Raw genomic sequence first — 15,174 nt, 5'->3', positions numbered from 1 at the left:
GGGTTCAGCGACCGTGGTCGAGGATTCCCGACCTGCCGATGAGATAGCCGAGTTGGGCCCGGCTGGTGCTTTGGAGGACGGCCGAGAGTTTGGCTATGTGGACCCGGGCCGTGCGGACGTTCATTCCCAGGCGGGCGGCTATTTCGGCGTCGGTGAGGCCTTCTGTGAGGAGGGCGGCTATGGCTTGTTGGCGGGGGGTTATGCCGTTGCGCGAGGGCGGGCTGTCGGCTTTGGGGAACATGGGGGTAGCCAGTCGCCACAGCAACTCGAACGTCGTCACGAGATTGGTGACGATGGCCGGGTGCCGCACTTCCAGCGCGAGTGTGCGACGTTCATTCGCGGGGATGAATGCCACCGATCGGTCCACGACGATGAGCCGTTCTGTCACCTCGTCGAGCGTCCGGACCTCCACGTCGCCCATCAGCCGTTCGTAATGAGCGAGTACGGGTAGCGCGTGGCGGGTGGTGTGCTGGTAAAGGGTCCGCATCCTGCATCCCCTGGCAAGGAAGGCCTGATCGCGGGGGAAGGCGATGGCCAGCGCGTCGAGGGGGCGTGCTCCGCCAGGCTGGATGGTGAGTATCTCCTGCGATGCCGTGTCTGTCGCTTGAGTGATCGTCAGGTTGATGTGCCGGAGGCCGTCCAGCAAGGTGAATGCGGTGGTACCACCCGAGGAATTCGCGAGCGCATCCAACGATAAGAGAGGTTCGAATTTCTTGGCCAGGCGCTCCTCGCGCCTACGGTCGTCGAGAACCCGCTCGTCGATGGTCCGCAGCAGGCGGGGCAGGGCCACGGACGGAGGAATGGGGCGCAGGCAGTGTCCGTCCCGGGGATCCGGGAGGAGCAGGCCGAGCTGCGTCAGGCAGGGGGTTCGTGCAGCGTCGGAGACGTGGACGCGGCCTTCTTGCAGGGCGCGGACATAGAGGGCGCCGCCGGCCTCGCACAACTCACCCGCCTCGTGCGGCCTGTGCTCCGTCACCACGTCGCCGTACCTCCCCGCCCCCTCCTGAAGCCCCCGCCCCAGGTGCCCGACAGCTAGTGATTCTGGTCGAGGATGCCTGACTGGCCAATGAGATAGCCGAGTTGGGCGCGGCTGTTGCTGCCGAGGATCGCGGCGAGTTTGGCGATGTGTTCGCGCGCTGTGCGGACGTTCATGCCGAGGCGCGCGGCTATCTCCGTGTCGGTGAGGCCCTCTATGAGGAGTTCGGCGATGGCCCGCTGACGGGTGGTGACGCCGTTCTCGGCGGGGAGTTGGGCCGCGTTCGGGAACATGGGGGTGGCCAGGCTCCACAGGCGTTCGAAGGTGGTGATGAGGTAGTCCACGATGGCCGGCTGGCGTACTTCGAGCGCCACCGTGCGGTCCTTGCTCCCGGGGATGAAAGCCACCGAGTGGTCCAGGACCACCATGCGTTCGGTTACTTCGTTGAGCGTGCGGACTTCTACGTCGCCGTCCAGTTGCTCGTAATGGGCCAGGGCGGGCAGCGAGTGGCGCGTCGTGTGCTGGTACAGCGTGCGCATACGGCAGCCGCGGGAGAGGAATTCCTGTTCGCGGGGCAGCGCGTCGGCCAGTATCTCGGGGGAGCGGGCGCCGCCGGGCTGCACGGTGAGGAGTTCGTGCCGGGCGTCGGTCATGGCCTGTGTGATCGCCGTGTTGATGCGTTCGAAGCCGTCGAGGACGGTGATTTCGGGAGCCTCCGCCCCGGAGGTCTGGCGGGCGTCAAGGGCCATCAGCGGCTCGAACATCGCCATCAGCTTCTCTTCGCGTTCGCGGTGGCGGGCGATGTGGTCCTCGATGCCGCGCAGGAGTTGCGGCAGCGCGATGGCCGGGGCGGTGGGGCGCAGCCAGGCCATGTCGTCGATGTCCGGGTGCAGCAGGCCGAAGTCGATCAGACAGGGGGCGTCGTCGGCGTCCTGGTGCGGGACGCGGCCTTCGCGCAGGGCGCGGGCGTAGAGGGCCGAACCCGCCTCACACAACTCGTCGGGTCCGTGTGGGTGAGGGCGGGGTTCGGTGGTCATCTCGGTTTGTCCTGCTCGAGGATTCCGGACTGGGCGATGAGGTAGCCGAGTTGGGCGCGGCTTCCGCTGCCCAGGGCGGCGGCGATTTTGGCGATGTGGGCACGGCAGGTGCGGACGTTCATGCCGAGGCGGCGGGCGATGGCTTCGTCTACGTGGCCTTCGATGAGGAGTCGGGCTATGGAGCGTTGTACGCCGGTGATGCCGTCGGTGGAGGGCGGGTACGGTACTTCGTCCACCAGCGGTGTTGCCAGTTGCCATTGTTGCTCGAAGACCTTGGCCAGGTACTCGACCAGCACGGGATGGCGGATTTCCAACGCGTCCTGACGGTCGGCGCGCGCCGGGAGGAGCGCGACGCTCCGGTCGAAGATCATCAGCCGGTCGATGAGCTCCTCCAGCGTCCGTATCTCCACGTTCTTCGACGTCATACGGGCCGCGTAGGCGAGGGTTCCCTGGCTGTGCCTGACCGTGTGCTGATAGAGCGTGCGCATGGTGATGCCGCGGTCGATGACGGTCTGTCCGCGCTTCAGGGCGACGTTCAGAACGTTCTCGCTGCGACCCCCTCCGGGCTGGACGGTGAGCACTTCGTGACGGCACTCCGCGGTGGCCCTTTCGATGGCCTCGTTGATGCGGAGTTCACCTTCCAGCAGAGTGATCGCATGCGTCGTGGGTGCGGCCCGCGTGGTGATGGCCATGAATGGCTCGAAGACATCGGTCAGTTCGACCGCGAGGCGTCTGCGCTCCTGAATCTCCTGCTCGATGGGATGGAGACGCTGTGCGAGTGCCGTGGAGGGAAGTACCGGTCGCAACCAGTCCGGATCGTCCGGATCGGGGTGCAGCAGCGCGGAATCCAGTAGGCAGGGAGCGTTCTCAGCCTCGGCGCGTGCCAGACGGCCGTTGCTCAGGGCGCTGGCGTACAACCTCGCGCCCTCACCGCAAAGTGGCGTTGCGGGGTGAGGATGTGTCGGTTTCGTATCTGTTGTGAGCAATTCTCCACCCCCCAGGGTCCTGAACGTGCAGGAACATGATGCATCCACCCTGTGGCTTTGACGTGCTCGATTGAGACATCGTCTTGTTGTGCCGGGGGAGAGGAACCTACCAAGTGAGGACGAAGCCGACCATGTATCAGCGCATGCTTCGCTCGGTGCTTGTCACCACCCTCTCCGCAGGGGTGGTCTTGGGCGCGGTGAGCACTCTCGACCTTGGCTGGCAGGTGCCAAAGTCGGCTCCCGCCGAGACGACTTCGGCTTCCGCTGCGCCGCCCGACCTGGGCTGGATCGTGGCTCCGTCAGGAGGTGGAGCATGACCACTCCCCCTGACGACCGCACCTTCCGCCGCGAAATGGCCACCGCCTACCGCTCCGGCTGGCACTTCATCGACCTCGTCACCGCGATCCCCCACCCCGGCGACTCGTTGATGGTCACCCTGGTCGGCGAGCCCGTCATCATCGTGCGCGACGACGACGAGGACATCCGCGCCTACCGCTGCCTCCGCCGCCCCCGCGGCGCCCCGCAGCCGGTCCGCTGCGCCGTGCGCTACGGCATGGTCTTCGTGAACCTCGACCAGCGCGACCACCAGCTCATCGACAAGCGGAAGCGCGACGCCGACCACAAGGCCGTCGAGCGGCACACCGCCTCCGCCGACCCCCTCGCTACCACCCCCCGCAGCGCCTGACGCGATTCCCCCGTCGTTGTAAATCGCGCAGGTGCTTCCCCCAGCAGCGGCGTCACCGTGGACCTGAACACGGTGGCGCCGCTGTGGTGTGTGCGCATACGGTACGGCCTTCCACAGCCTCCTTGAGCGGAATAGGCTCAACTTTGTGTACGTTGGTTAGGTCAGACCCAGAGCGAGGAGGAGAACCCGCACGTGGACGCCGAGCTGACCAACAGGAGCCGGGACGCGATCAACGCGGCTACCAGCCGGGCCGTGTCCGGAGGCCACCCCGATCTGACCCCCGCGCATCTGCTGCTCGCGCTGCTCGAGGGGCAGGACAACGAGAACATCACCGACCTGCTCGCCGCCGTCGAGGCGGACCAGGCGGCCGTGCGCGCCGGCGCCGAGCGCGCCCTCGGCGCGCTGCCCAGCGTCACCGGGTCGACGGTCGCCCCGCCGCAGCCCAACCGCGAGATGCTGGCCGTCGTCGCCGACGCGGCGCAGCGCGCGAAGGAGCTCGGCGACGAGTACCTCTCCACCGAACACCTGCTCATCGGCCTCGCCGCGAAGGGCGGCGCCGCCGCTGACGTACTGAACCAGAACGGCGCGAGCGCGAAGAAGCTGCTCGACGCCTTCGAGACCAGCCGCGGAGGACGTCGCGTGACCACCCCCGACCCCGAGGGGCAGTACAAGGCCCTGGAGAAGTTCGGCACGGACTTCACCGCCGCGGCCCGGGAGGGGCGCCTGGACCCCGTCATCGGGCGGGACCAGGAGATCCGGCGGGTCGTGCAGGTCCTTTCGCGGCGTACGAAGAACAATCCGGTGCTCATCGGCGAGCCGGGCGTCGGCAAGACCGCCGTCGTCGAAGGGCTCGCGCAGCGCATCGTGAAGGGGGACGTGCCGGAGTCGCTGAAGAACAAGCGGCTCGTCTCGCTGGACCTCGGTGCCATGGTCGCGGGCGCGAAGTACCGCGGTGAGTTCGAGGAGCGCCTGAAGACCGTCCTCTCCGAGATCAAGGAGAGCGACGGGCAGATCATCACGTTCATCGACGAGCTGCACACCGTGGTGGGTGCGGGTGCCGGTGGGGATTCCGCCATGGACGCGGGCAACATGCTCAAGCCCATGCTGGCGCGCGGTGAGCTGCGGATGGTGGGTGCCACCACCCTCGACGAGTACCGCGAGCGGGTCGAGAAGGACCCCGCCCTGGAGCGGCGGTTCCAGCAGGTGCTCGTCGCCGAGCCGTCCGTCGAGGACTCCATCGCCATCCTGCGCGGGCTCAAGGGGCGGTACGAGGCCCACCACAAGGTGCAGATCGCCGACAGCGCGCTCGTCGCCGCCGCCACCCTCTCCGATCGGTACATCACCTCCCGGTTCCTCCCCGACAAGGCCATCGACCTCGTCGACGAGGCCGCGTCCCGGCTGCGGATGGAGATCGACTCCTCGCCCGTCGAGATCGACGAGCTGCAGCGCGCCGTCGACCGGCTGCGGATGGAGGAGCTGGCGCTCAGCAAGGAGACCGACCCGGCCTCCAAGGAGCGGCTCGACAAGCTGCGGCGCGACCTCGCCGACAAGGAGGAGGAGCTGCGCGGCCTCACCGCCCGGTGGGAGAAGGAGAAGCAGTCCCTCAACCGCGTCGGTGAGCTGAAGGAGAAGCTCGACGAGCTCCGCGGGCAGGCCGAACGCGCCCAGCGGGACGGCGACTTCGACACCGCGTCCAAGCTGCTGTACGGAGAGATCCCCGCCGTGGAGCGGGACCTGGAGGCCGCGTCCGAGGCCGAGGAGGAGGCCGCCAAGGCCGACACCATGGTCAAGGACGAGGTCGGGGCCGACGACATCGCCGACGTCGTCGCCGCCTGGACCGGGATTCCCGCCGGACGCCTCCTCGAGGGCGAGACGCAGAAGCTGCTGCGGATGGAGGACGAGCTGGGCAAGCGGCTCATCGGGCAGGGCGAGGCCGTGCGGGCCGTGTCGGACGCGGTGCGCAGGACCCGCGCGGGCATCGCGGACCCCGACCGGCCCACCGGCTCCTTCCTCTTCCTCGGCCCCACCGGCGTCGGCAAGACCGAGCTGGCCAAGGCCCTCGCCGACTTCCTCTTCGACGACGAGCGGGCCATGATCCGCATCGACATGAGCGAGTACGGCGAGAAGCACAGCGTGGCCCGCCTCGTCGGCGCCCCTCCCGGCTACGTCGGGTACGAGGAGGGCGGTCAGCTCACCGAGGCCGTGCGCCGGCGGCCGTACTCCGTCGTGCTGCTCGACGAGGTCGAGAAGGCGCACCCGGAGGTCTTCGACATCCTGCTCCAGGTGCTCGACGACGGGCGGCTCACGGACGGGCAGGGGCGGACGGTGGACTTCCGCAACACCATCCTCGTCCTCACGTCCAACCTCGGCAGCCAGTACCTCGTCGAGCCGCTGACCAGCGAGGAAGAGAAGAAACAGCAGGTTCTGGAGGTCGTACGCGCCTCGTTCAAGCCGGAATTCCTGAACCGGCTCGACGACCTCGTCGTCTTCTCGGCGCTGTCGAAGGACGAGCTCGCGCACATCGCCGAGCTGCAGATCGGGCGGCTCGCCGACCGGCTCGCCGAGCGGCGGCTCACCCTCGACGTCACACCCGCGGCGCTGGCCTGGCTCGCCGACGAGGGCAACGACCCCGCGTACGGCGCGCGGCCGCTGCGCCGGCTCATCCAGACCTCCATCGGCGACCGGCTCGCCAAGGAGATCCTCGCGGGCGAGGTCAAGGACGGCGACACGGTCCGCGTGGACGTCTTCGGGGACGGGCTCATCGTGGGCCCGGCCGATGCCTCCGCTTCCGGGAAGACGCTGTAAGGCGCCGTAACCGGTCACTTCCAGGGGCGGGGGTTGCGGGCCCCCGCCCGGCATGGGAGAGGATGGCTCAATCCGTACGAAGTACGAAGGGAAATAACGGTGACCATCGACCCGTCCTCGATTCCGAATTTCGGGGGCCAGCAGCCCGATCCGCAGCAGGGCGCAGGACCGGCGGGCCCCGTCGTCCCTGACCAGGACCTGGTCAAGCAGCTCCTGGACCAGATGGAGCTCAAGTACGTCGTCGACGACGAGGGTGACCTCGCGGCGCCGTGGGAGGAGTTCCGTACGTACTTCATGTTCCGCGGCGAGGACGACCAGCAGGTCTTCTCGGTGCGGACGTTCTACGACCGGCCGCACGGCATCGAGGAGAAGTCTCAGCTCCTCGAGTCCATCGACGACTGGAACCGGCGCACGCTGTGGCCCAAGGTCTACAGCCACACCCACGACGACGGCACGGTCCGCCTCATCGGCGAGGCCCAGATGCTGATCGGCACGGGTGTCTCGCTGGAGCACTTCGTCTCGTCGACGGTGAGCTGGGTGCGGGCCGCGATCGAATTCGACCGCTGGCTCGTCGAGCAGCTCGGCCTGGAGCAGGCCGTCGACTCCGCCGAGGGCGAGGACAAGCCCGGCGACGACGAGGCCTGAGGGCCCCACGGCGCGGTCGGCGGGGGCACAGGCCCCGCGCCCGCGCCACGCGTGAGCGACTACAACGGCATCCGGGCGATCGTCACCAGATACGTCCCGTACGCCACCGAAAGCCCGGCCAGGGCGCCCATCACCAGGTAGGCGTTCCTCGGCCGGGCTTTCGTCGTCCGGACCAGCGCGAGGGCGAGCGGGATCAGGAGCGGGAACGCGGGCAGCAGGAAGCGCGGCTTCGACTCGAAGAAGCCCGAGCCGCCGACCGTGATCAGGAGCAGTACGCCGGTGTAGACGACCAGCGAAAGCGGCGCCCGGTCGGCCACGAGCAGCGCGAACAGCAGCACCGCCACCGCGACGATCACCAGCGTCATGGAGTGCACCAGCTTGTCGCCGTGCAGGAGCAGGTGCTTGACGAAGGCGAGCGAGCCCGCGCCGAGGTCGAAGCGCGAGCCCCAGCCGCGCTGCACCGCGAAGTAGCCGCCGAGCGCGTCGCCCTCGCGGACCCCGACCCACAGGACGTACGCGGCCCAGCCGAGCGGGGCGAGCAGCGCGCCCGTCCACAGCCTGGGGGGAACGCCGCGCCCGCGCCGCCGCACGATCTCGTACACCGCCACGGCGACGACCGCCGCCGCCACCGCGAAACCGTTCGGCCGGGCCAGGCCCGCGAGCGCCGCGAGCGTGCCCGCCCACAGCCAGCGGCGGGTGAGCAGCGCGTACAGGGACCAGGCGGCGAGCGCGGTGAGGACCGGCTCGGTGTAGGCCATCGACAGGATGACGGAGTGCGGCATCAGGCCCCACAGGAGCACCAGGACGGTGGCGGTGCGGCGGTCGTACAGCCGGGCGGCGAGCGCGTAGATGCCGAGGGCGGCGGCCCCGGCGGCGAGCCAGGACACGACGAGCCCCGCCGCGCCGTGGGACAGCGGCGTGACGGCGGTGACCGCGCGGATCAGGCCCGGGTACAGCGGGAAGAACGCCAGGTCGCTCTGGACCACACCTGGCTCGAAGTGGAGCGTGCGGCCGTAGCCGTGGGCGGCGATGCCGGTGTACCAGCGGGAGTCCCAGGAGCGGCCGAGCAGCCGGAAGGTGTCCTGACCGGTGGCGTGCGCCACGGCCGTCACGGCGAGCAGCCCGGTGAGCCGCGCCGCGGCGAAGACACCCAGCGCGCGCACCGCGGTCGGACCCTTGGGCACGTAGGTGCGGCACTGGGTGCGGGGTGGTTCGGTGAGGGGGGCCGGGACCGTGGGGCTCGGGTGGGTCACACCCGAACCCTCGGGGGTCGCGGCGGCGGACGCGAGCCGGGTGGGTCCGTGTGGGTGCGTGCCGCCACCCTCAGGCGGCTACAGCGCCTTCAGCCGGTCCACCGCGTCCGCGAGGACCTCCGTGCGCTTGCAGAACGCGAACCGTACGAAGGGCGCGCCCGCCTCGCGGTGGTCGTAGAAGACCGCGTTCGGGATGGCGACGACACCGGCGCGCTCCGGCAGGGCGCGGCAGAAGGCGAAGCCGTCGCCGCCGTGCGAGCGGCCGTCGCCGAGCGGGCGGATGTCGGTGGTGATGAAGTACGTGCCCTGCGGGCGGTAGACCTCGAAGCCCGCCGCCGTCAGGCCCGCGGACAGCAGGTCCCGCTTGGCGCGCATGTCCTCGCGGACGGCCGTGAAGTACGCGTCGGGCAGCGCGAGCGCCTCCGCGACCGCGTACTGGAAGGGGCCCGAGGCCACGAACGTCAGGTACTGCTTCGCCGAGCGCACGGCCGTGACCAGCTCGGGCGTGGACGTCACCCAGCCGACCTTCCAGCCCGTGAACGAGAACGTCTTGCCCGCCGAGCCGATGGTGACGGTGCGCTCGCGCATGCCGGGGAACGAGGCGAGCGGCAGGTGCGCGGGCGTCGTCCCGTCGGCGAAGACCAGGTGTTCGTAGACCTCGTCGGTGACCACGAGCAGGTCAAGCTCGACGGCGAGCTTCGCGATCTCGGCCAGTTCCTCGCGGGTGAGGACGGTGCCCGTCGGGTTGTGCGGGGTGTTGAGGAGCAGCAGCCGGGTGCGCGGGGTGACGGCGTCGCGCAGCTCGTCCAGGTCGAGTACGAAGCGACCGCCGCGCGGCCGCAGGGTCACGGGCACCCGGGTGCCGCCCGCGAGCGCGATCGAGGCGGCGTACGAGTCGTAGTACGGCTCGAGCGCGATCACCTCGTCGCCCGGCTCGACCAGGGCGAGCAGCGAGGCCGCGATGGCCTCGGTGGCGCCCGCCGTGACCAGGACCTCGCGGTCCGGGTCGTACGACAGGCCGTAGTGCCGCGACTGGTGCCCGGCGACCGCCGTGCGCAGCTCGGGCACGCCGGGCCCCGGCGGGTACTGGTTGCCGCGGCCGTCGCGCAGCGCCCGCACCGCCGCCTCGCGCACCTCTTCGGGGCCGTCCGTGTCCGGGAAACCCTGGCCCAGGTTGATCGCCCCGGTCCGCACCGCGAGCGCGGACATCTCGGCGAAGATCGTCGTACCGAACTCGGCCAGGCGGCGGTTGAGCAGCGGGCGGCCGGCCGCGGCGGAGCCGGGGGTGCCAGGGGTGCCGGGGGCTGCGGGGGCTGCGGAGGCGGCGGCAGGGCCGGAAGAGGACGTCATGGCCGTCATCCTGCGCCGAACCTCTGGACTTCCTCAACTCTGCTTTGGCCGGGGGTGGCCGGGGGCATTCCCTTGTCACGCGACGACGCGGGACGAGATCGGCACGGCGGGACCGGCCCGGGGGAACGGCTCCGGCCCGCTACGGGGGAACGGAAAGGAAGGTGAGGGCCATGATCCTGATCCTCTTCTTCATGGTATGGCTCGTGATCGTGGTGGCGATCGGCTACGGCGTCAGCAGGCGCACCAGGCGTCCGAGGCTGAGCCGTGCGTCGGGCAGCAGCAGTTGGTGGGCGGGTTCCGGCTCCAACACGAGCTCGAGCGCGACCAGTTGCGGCAGCGCTTCGTCCTGCGGTGGCGGATCGTCGTGCGGCGGCGGTTCGTCCTGCGGCGGGGGTGGCGGCGGCGGGGGTGGCTGCGGAGGCGGCGGAGGCAGCTGACACGGGGCAGCTGGTCCACTGGGCGAAGCGCCCGGCGGGAGGTCAACTCCCGGCGGGCGCTTCGTCGTTGTGGGGTAGCTGAAGGGGGCCCTGCGCGCGGTGGTGCAAGAGGGCTGCACAGGAGGGTCGTTGAGGGCGTCAGGGGGGATATGGGTCTATTGGCGACCGTACCGGGACGCTTCTGGATCGTCTGGGTTCGTAGAAACGTGAACAGATGAACTGTTCGGCCCTCTACGGGATGGAAACCCTACGAAGTTGGGTAAAAACGCTGTGGCAGTGTCGCAGTTCATGATTCCCTCTTAACCGTCACACCGCCCTCGGACGTTCTCAGGTCAGCAACCGGGACTTTTCCGTGGGCACGAGCCGGCATTCCGACCTCCTGGTGTCCGACCGGGTGCGCCGGCCCCACCTCCATTGCGTGCTAGCGGAGCCGACCCATGCTCACGACCCTGAAGACTGTCTACACCGACACGCGCGCCGGGGACCTGGCCTGGGCCCTCGGCCGCGAGCCGTTGCCCGCGCTCGCCACGCTCGACCTCGAACTGTCCGGCGCGACCGTGCAGTTGAGACTTCTCGGGGCATCGCACCAAGTGCTCCTCGAGGAGGAGAAGGGGACCTGCTCCGAGACGGTGGCCTGCATCCCCGGCAGCAGCACCCCGCTGCCGCTGGGCGTCTCCAAGCGGGTGGGCGAGTGGGAGTACGAGTTCGCGGCCTGCGTCGAGACCCTGTCACGGGGTCAGTTCACGGGCCGCGCACAGGAGTTGCTGGCCCTGGTCACCGAGCACCCGCACGGCCTCGCCGGCGTCTTCCCCGGCATCCCGCACGCCTTCACCGCGATGCTCGCGCAGCGCCACGAGGGCGCGGTCATGTGGCGTACGTGGCATGCGTACCCGCAGGACGGGCAGTTGGTGGCTACGCGGACTCGGGTGGGCGTGCGGATGCCTGCGGCGCTCTGAGCGGTTACTTTCCCACCCGCCCTCCCGTTTCCAGTTGCCCGCGGGGTGGACGCCGCTTGTGGGGGCTGCCCGCCGTCGGCGGCTGTTCGGCGCGTTGCGCCTGCCCGCTCGGCGGGCGCTTCGCGCCCTGCCTGGCGGGTGTTTGAGGTGCTGCCCGGCGGTCGCTTCGCGTCCCGCCTCGCGGTCCTTTGTCGGGCTGGACCGGCGTCGTTTACACGTTCCCCCGGGCACCTCCACCCATGTGGGGGACTTGGTGTAAGCGTTCGGTGACGTAGCGTTCGCAGCGTGATCGAGCCGTGCGATCGACTGCCCGTCACGCCCCGGACAGGCCGCTTCCTCGTCCTCGTGGGCGTGTTCGTCTGTGCCGCCTGCGGTCTCGTGTATGAGCTCGAACTCGTCGCCCTCGCCTCGTACTTGATCGGTGACTCCGTCACCCAGGCCTCCGTCGTGCTGTCCGTCATGGTGTTCGCGATGGGCGTCGGCTCGCTGCTCGCCAAGCGGCTGCGGTGCCGGGCCGCCGCCGGGTTCGGCCTCGTCGAGGCAGCGCTCGCGCTGGTCGGCGGGTGCAGCGCGATGGTGCTGTACGCGGCGTTCGCCTGGGCCGGGGACCGGGGCGAGATGTGGGCGAGCGGATCGCGCTATCTCTTCGTGGCCTTCTCGTTCGTCATCGGCGTCCTCATCGGCGCCGAAGTGCCCCTGCTCATGGTGCTGATCCAGCGCATCCGGCGGCAGGACGCGGGCGGCGCGGTGGCCGACCTGTTCGCCGCCGACTATGTGGGCGCGCTCGTGGGCGGCCTCGCCTTCCCCTTCCTCCTCCTGCCCTGGTTCGGGCAGCTCACCGGGGCGCTGCTCACCGGCGCCGTCAACGTCCTCGCGGGCGGCGCGCTGGTCTTCGGCCTGTTCGGGCGGGACTTGAGCGGCCGCGGCCGCTGGATACTCCTCGGCGCCAACGTCACCGTCCTCGCCGTGCTCGCCTCCGCGGCCGTGCTCGTCGACGACTTCGAGCGCGCCGCGCGCCGCGCCGTGTACGGCTCCGACATCCGCGTCGCCGTGCAGACCGGCGTCCAGGAAGTCGTCCTGACCGGCGGCGACCGCGAGTCCCTGCACCTGTTCCTCGACGGCAGGCTGCGCGTCAGCGGCCGCGACGAACGCCGCTACCACCAGGCGCTCGTCCAGCCCGCCATGCGCGGCGGTCCGCACGCGCGCGTGCTGATCCTCGGCGGTGGCGACGGCCTCGCCGCCCGCGAGGTGCTGCGGCACTCCGGGGTGCGCCGCGTCGACGTCGTCGAACTCGACCCGGGCGTGGTGAAGCTGGCCCGGAACGACCCGGCGCTCAGCGAGCTCAACGGACACGTGTACCGGGACCGGCGGGTGCACGTCACCCACGCCGACGCCTTCCGCTGGCTGCGCGGACCGCACGAGCGCCGCCGCCCGTACGACGTCGTGCTCGCCGACCTGCCCGACCCCGGCATCACCGCGAGCACCAAGCTCTACTCGCAGGAGTTCTACGGCCTGCTCGCCCGCGTCCTCGCCGACGGCGGGCGGTTCGCCGTGCACGCCGGGCCCGTCGTCACCCGGGGCCACACCTACTGGACGGTCGACGCGACGCTGCGCGCCGCGGGCTTCTTCACCGCGCCCTACCGCGTGACGGGCCGTCACGCCGGCTTCGCCGCCGGGCCCGACCGGACCGCCGACGGCACCGCAGAGCCGCGCGACTGGGGCTTCGTGCTCGCCGCACGCACCCCGGACCGGCTCACCGCGGCCACGGCGTCGGCGGTCCTGCGGGCCGGGACGCGGGCCGCCGAGCGGGTGCGGCCCGCGCCCGGTCCTGGCCTCGCGCCGTCCACGCTGGTGCATCCGCGGTACGCCGACTGACGGGTCGTCCGGCCGCGGGGCGCGGGCAAGTGGCGTCACAAGTGGCGTCAGAGGCATACATCATGCGGCGGGCGTCGGTACGCTCGACTGTCATGGAGCATGAGGTGTTCGTACCGGTTCCGGAAGAGCCGCTCCGCGAGGCACTGGCCGACCCCGAGCGGGTCGCCGGTGCGGTGCCGGGGCTGCAGCGCGACGCCGACGCGGACTCGCCGCCCGTGTCCGGGCGGCTGAGAGTGCGGGTCGGCGGGCACACGATCACCTATCGCGGTGCGCTGCGGGTCGCCGCGCGGGGCGACGGCGCGTACTCCCTGGAGGGCGAGGGGGCCGAGGTCCGCGGCAACGGCGCCGTGAAGTTCTCCCTCGTCCTGCGGCTCGCGCCCGCCGCGGAAGGGGGCACGAACGTCGCCTTCAGCGGGACCGCGTCCGGGGACGGGCGGGTTGCCGAGATCGCGGAAAGTTCTCCACAGGCTGTGGAGGGCGCGGCGCGGAGGCTGCTCGGGCGGTTCGCGGAGGGGTTGGGTGTGGCCGCTGGCGCCGCTGGCGCCGCTGGCGCCGCTGGCGCCGCTGGCGCCGCTGGCGCCGCTGCCGCTGATGCCGCCGACCGCGCCGACGAGTCCGACCCTGCGGACTCCGGCGACTCCGGCGACTCCGCCGACTCCGCCGACTCTGGCGACTCCGGGCCCGAGGAGCCCATGGGGCCCACCGGCTCCGCGGACGGTACGCACGGGATTTTCCGGGCCGAGGTGCCGCCTCCGTCGTTGGATCCGCTCGCCGATGATCTCGACGGGCCGTTGGACGTGGGGGATGTGCCGGCCGCGGAGGCCGCGCATGCTCGGCGGACGATGATCGGGCGGAGCGCGGAGGAGGTCGATCACGCGCCGCCGCGTGGGCGGTACGCGCCTGTGCCGGTGCCCGAGGCGATGTCCGGCGGGGTCGCCACGCTGCGGTGGGCCGCGCCGGTGGCCGCGGTGGCTCTCGCTTCCGCGATCGTGGTCACCCGGGCGTTGCGGCGCCGCCGCTGAAGCCCTCCGGGGGGCGGTGTTCTGGCCCGGGCGGGAGGGCCGGTTGCCGCCGATCGGCCTGCGGCCTCGTCCTCAATCGCCGGACGGGCTTTTCCCCACCCACCCGCCCTTACTCGCCCTCCCGGGACGTAGTCGGCACATCAGCCAAGCATCCAGCCCGTCCGGCGTTTGAGGACGAGGCCGTTCAGGCCGATACGGGGGTCTGGGGGCGGAGCCCCCAGTTTCGGGAAGGGGCGCCCGCGCGCGGAGCGCGCTTATGGATGCAGTGGGGAAGCCCCCGGCAGGGCCGAGCCGTAAGGTCGACCCCGTGAGTAGTAGCAGCAGCAGCGAAGAGATCAGGCTGGCCGCCGGTGCCGTGGGGGTCAGCGTTCAGCCGGGTAACGGGTGTCGGGTCGGCAGCCTGACCGTCGACGGAGTCGAACTGCTGCGGCAGGGCGAGCGCTACGGCAGCTTCCCCATGGTGCCGTGGTGCGGCCGCACCCGAGAGGGCCGCTTCAGGAACGGCGGCATCCTCCACCAGCTCCCCGTCAACTCCCCGCCGCACGCCATCCACGGCACCGCCCGCGACGCCGCGTGGAAGACGGCCCGGGCGAGCACGACGGAAGCCGTCTTCACGTACGACCTGACGGACCCCTGGCCCTACCCGGGCCGCGTCACGCAGGTCGTCGAGCTGACCGAGGACGCCCTGACGCTGCGGATGGCGATCGAGACGTACGGGGACTCCTTCCCGGCCCAGGCGGGCTGGCACCCCTGGTTCAACCGCCACCTGGAGGGAGAGGGCGGCACGGGCGGGGCGGACGGTGCCGACGCCGGCGTACAGCTCCGCTTCGACGCCGCCTGGCAGGAGCAGCGCGGCGCCGACCACCTCCCCACCGGCACCCGCATCACCCCCACCCCCGCCCCCTGGGACGACTGCTTCGGCATGCCGGGCGGCGTGGACGTGACCCTGACCTGGCCGGGCCGCCTGGAGCTGAACGTGGCCAGCCGCGAGGAGTGGGTCGTGGTGTACGACGAGCCCGCGGACGCGGTGTGCGTGGAGCCGCAGACCGGCCCGCCCAACGGCCTGAACACCCTGCCGCGCCTGGTGACCCCGCTGGAGCCCCTGGAGACGTCGACCACCTGGACCTGGCGGAGACTGTGAGCCCCG

General features: G+C 70.9%; 12 protein-coding genes. 7 read left to right on the top strand and 5 right to left on the bottom strand.

What is annotated here, in order from left to right; genetic code table 11:
- Positions 1 to 4 precede the first annotated feature (4 nt).
- Genes AC0KTA_RS17605 through AC0KTA_RS17595 form a run of 3 tightly spaced genes read right to left on the bottom strand, consistent with a single transcriptional unit; the run spans position 5 to position 2,999 of the window.
- On the bottom strand, positions 5 to 976 hold the full coding sequence (locus tag AC0KTA_RS17605) for a helix-turn-helix transcriptional regulator (protein WP_481056459.1): 972 nt from the start codon (positions 974 to 976) through the stop codon (positions 5 to 7).
- Positions 977 to 1,032: 56 nt separating this feature from the next.
- Positions 1,033 to 2,013, bottom strand: a complete 981-nt coding sequence (locus AC0KTA_RS17600) for a helix-turn-helix transcriptional regulator (protein ID WP_481056063.1) — start codon at positions 2,011 to 2,013, stop codon at positions 1,033 to 1,035.
- Positions 2,010 to 2,999 (bottom strand): helix-turn-helix transcriptional regulator, encoded by a 990-nt coding sequence (locus tag AC0KTA_RS17595; protein WP_481056062.1) that lies wholly within the window; start codon positions 2,997 to 2,999, stop codon positions 2,010 to 2,012. Before AC0KTA_RS17595 ends, AC0KTA_RS17600 begins: the two co-directional genes overlap by 4 nt.
- Positions 3,000 to 3,312: 313 nt before the next feature.
- Between AC0KTA_RS17595 and AC0KTA_RS17590 the strand changes: the two genes are divergently transcribed.
- From AC0KTA_RS17590 to AC0KTA_RS17580, 3 genes are all read left to right on the top strand, one after another.
- Entirely contained in the window at positions 3,313 to 3,684 is a 372-nt protein-coding gene (locus AC0KTA_RS17590; protein WP_481056061.1) for a hypothetical protein, read from the top strand.
- Positions 3,685 to 3,876: 192 nt separating this feature from the next.
- Positions 3,877 to 6,489: an ATP-dependent chaperone ClpB gene (clpB, locus tag AC0KTA_RS17585; protein WP_481056060.1), complete on the top strand. Its 2,613-nt coding sequence runs from the start codon at positions 3,877 to 3,879 to the stop codon at positions 6,487 to 6,489.
- A 99-nt stretch (positions 6,490 to 6,588) separates the two neighbouring features.
- Positions 6,589 to 7,134, top strand: a complete 546-nt coding sequence (locus AC0KTA_RS17580) for a type III secretion system chaperone family protein (protein ID WP_481056059.1) — start codon at positions 6,589 to 6,591, stop codon at positions 7,132 to 7,134.
- A 59-nt stretch (positions 7,135 to 7,193) separates the two neighbouring features.
- Here AC0KTA_RS17580 and AC0KTA_RS17575 read toward each other — a convergent pair whose 3' ends face one another.
- The gene (locus AC0KTA_RS17575; RefSeq protein ID WP_481056058.1) at positions 7,194 to 8,387 is read right to left on the bottom strand and encodes a hypothetical protein; all 1,194 of its coding nucleotides are present in this window, start codon (positions 8,385 to 8,387) and stop codon (positions 7,194 to 7,196) included.
- Between the two features lie 78 nt (positions 8,388 to 8,465).
- Complete coding sequence (locus AC0KTA_RS17570; protein WP_481056057.1) at positions 8,466 to 9,746, bottom strand: pyridoxal phosphate-dependent aminotransferase; 1,281 nt, start codon at positions 9,744 to 9,746, stop codon at positions 8,466 to 8,468.
- Between the two features lie 865 nt (positions 9,747 to 10,611).
- On the opposite strand from AC0KTA_RS17570, the gene AC0KTA_RS17565 reads away from it, so the two are divergent.
- The 4 genes from AC0KTA_RS17565 (at position 10,612) to AC0KTA_RS17550 (ending at position 15,168) form a co-directional block, all read left to right on the top strand.
- Positions 10,612 to 11,130, top strand: a complete 519-nt coding sequence (locus AC0KTA_RS17565) for a DUF2617 family protein (RefSeq protein ID WP_481056056.1) — start codon at positions 10,612 to 10,614, stop codon at positions 11,128 to 11,130.
- A gap of 285 nt (positions 11,131 to 11,415) precedes the next feature.
- Positions 11,416 to 13,005: a polyamine aminopropyltransferase gene (locus AC0KTA_RS17560; RefSeq protein ID WP_481056055.1), complete on the top strand. Its 1,590-nt coding sequence runs from the start codon at positions 11,416 to 11,418 to the stop codon at positions 13,003 to 13,005.
- Positions 13,006 to 13,097: 92 nt separating this feature from the next.
- Positions 13,098 to 14,027: an SRPBCC domain-containing protein gene (locus AC0KTA_RS17555; protein ID WP_481056054.1), complete on the top strand. Its 930-nt coding sequence runs from the start codon at positions 13,098 to 13,100 to the stop codon at positions 14,025 to 14,027.
- A 307-nt stretch (positions 14,028 to 14,334) separates the two neighbouring features.
- Positions 14,335 to 15,168 carry an aldose epimerase family protein gene (locus AC0KTA_RS17550; RefSeq protein ID WP_481056053.1) on the top strand — a complete coding sequence of 278 codons (834 nt, stop codon included), beginning with the start codon at positions 14,335 to 14,337 and terminating at the stop codon, positions 15,166 to 15,168.
- Positions 15,169 to 15,174: the final 6 nt, after the last annotated feature.

Source organism: Streptomyces sp. Y309, assembly GCF_056712025.1.
Note: the sequence above shows the minus strand (reverse complement) of the source record. Positions and strands in the feature narration are given on the sequence as shown.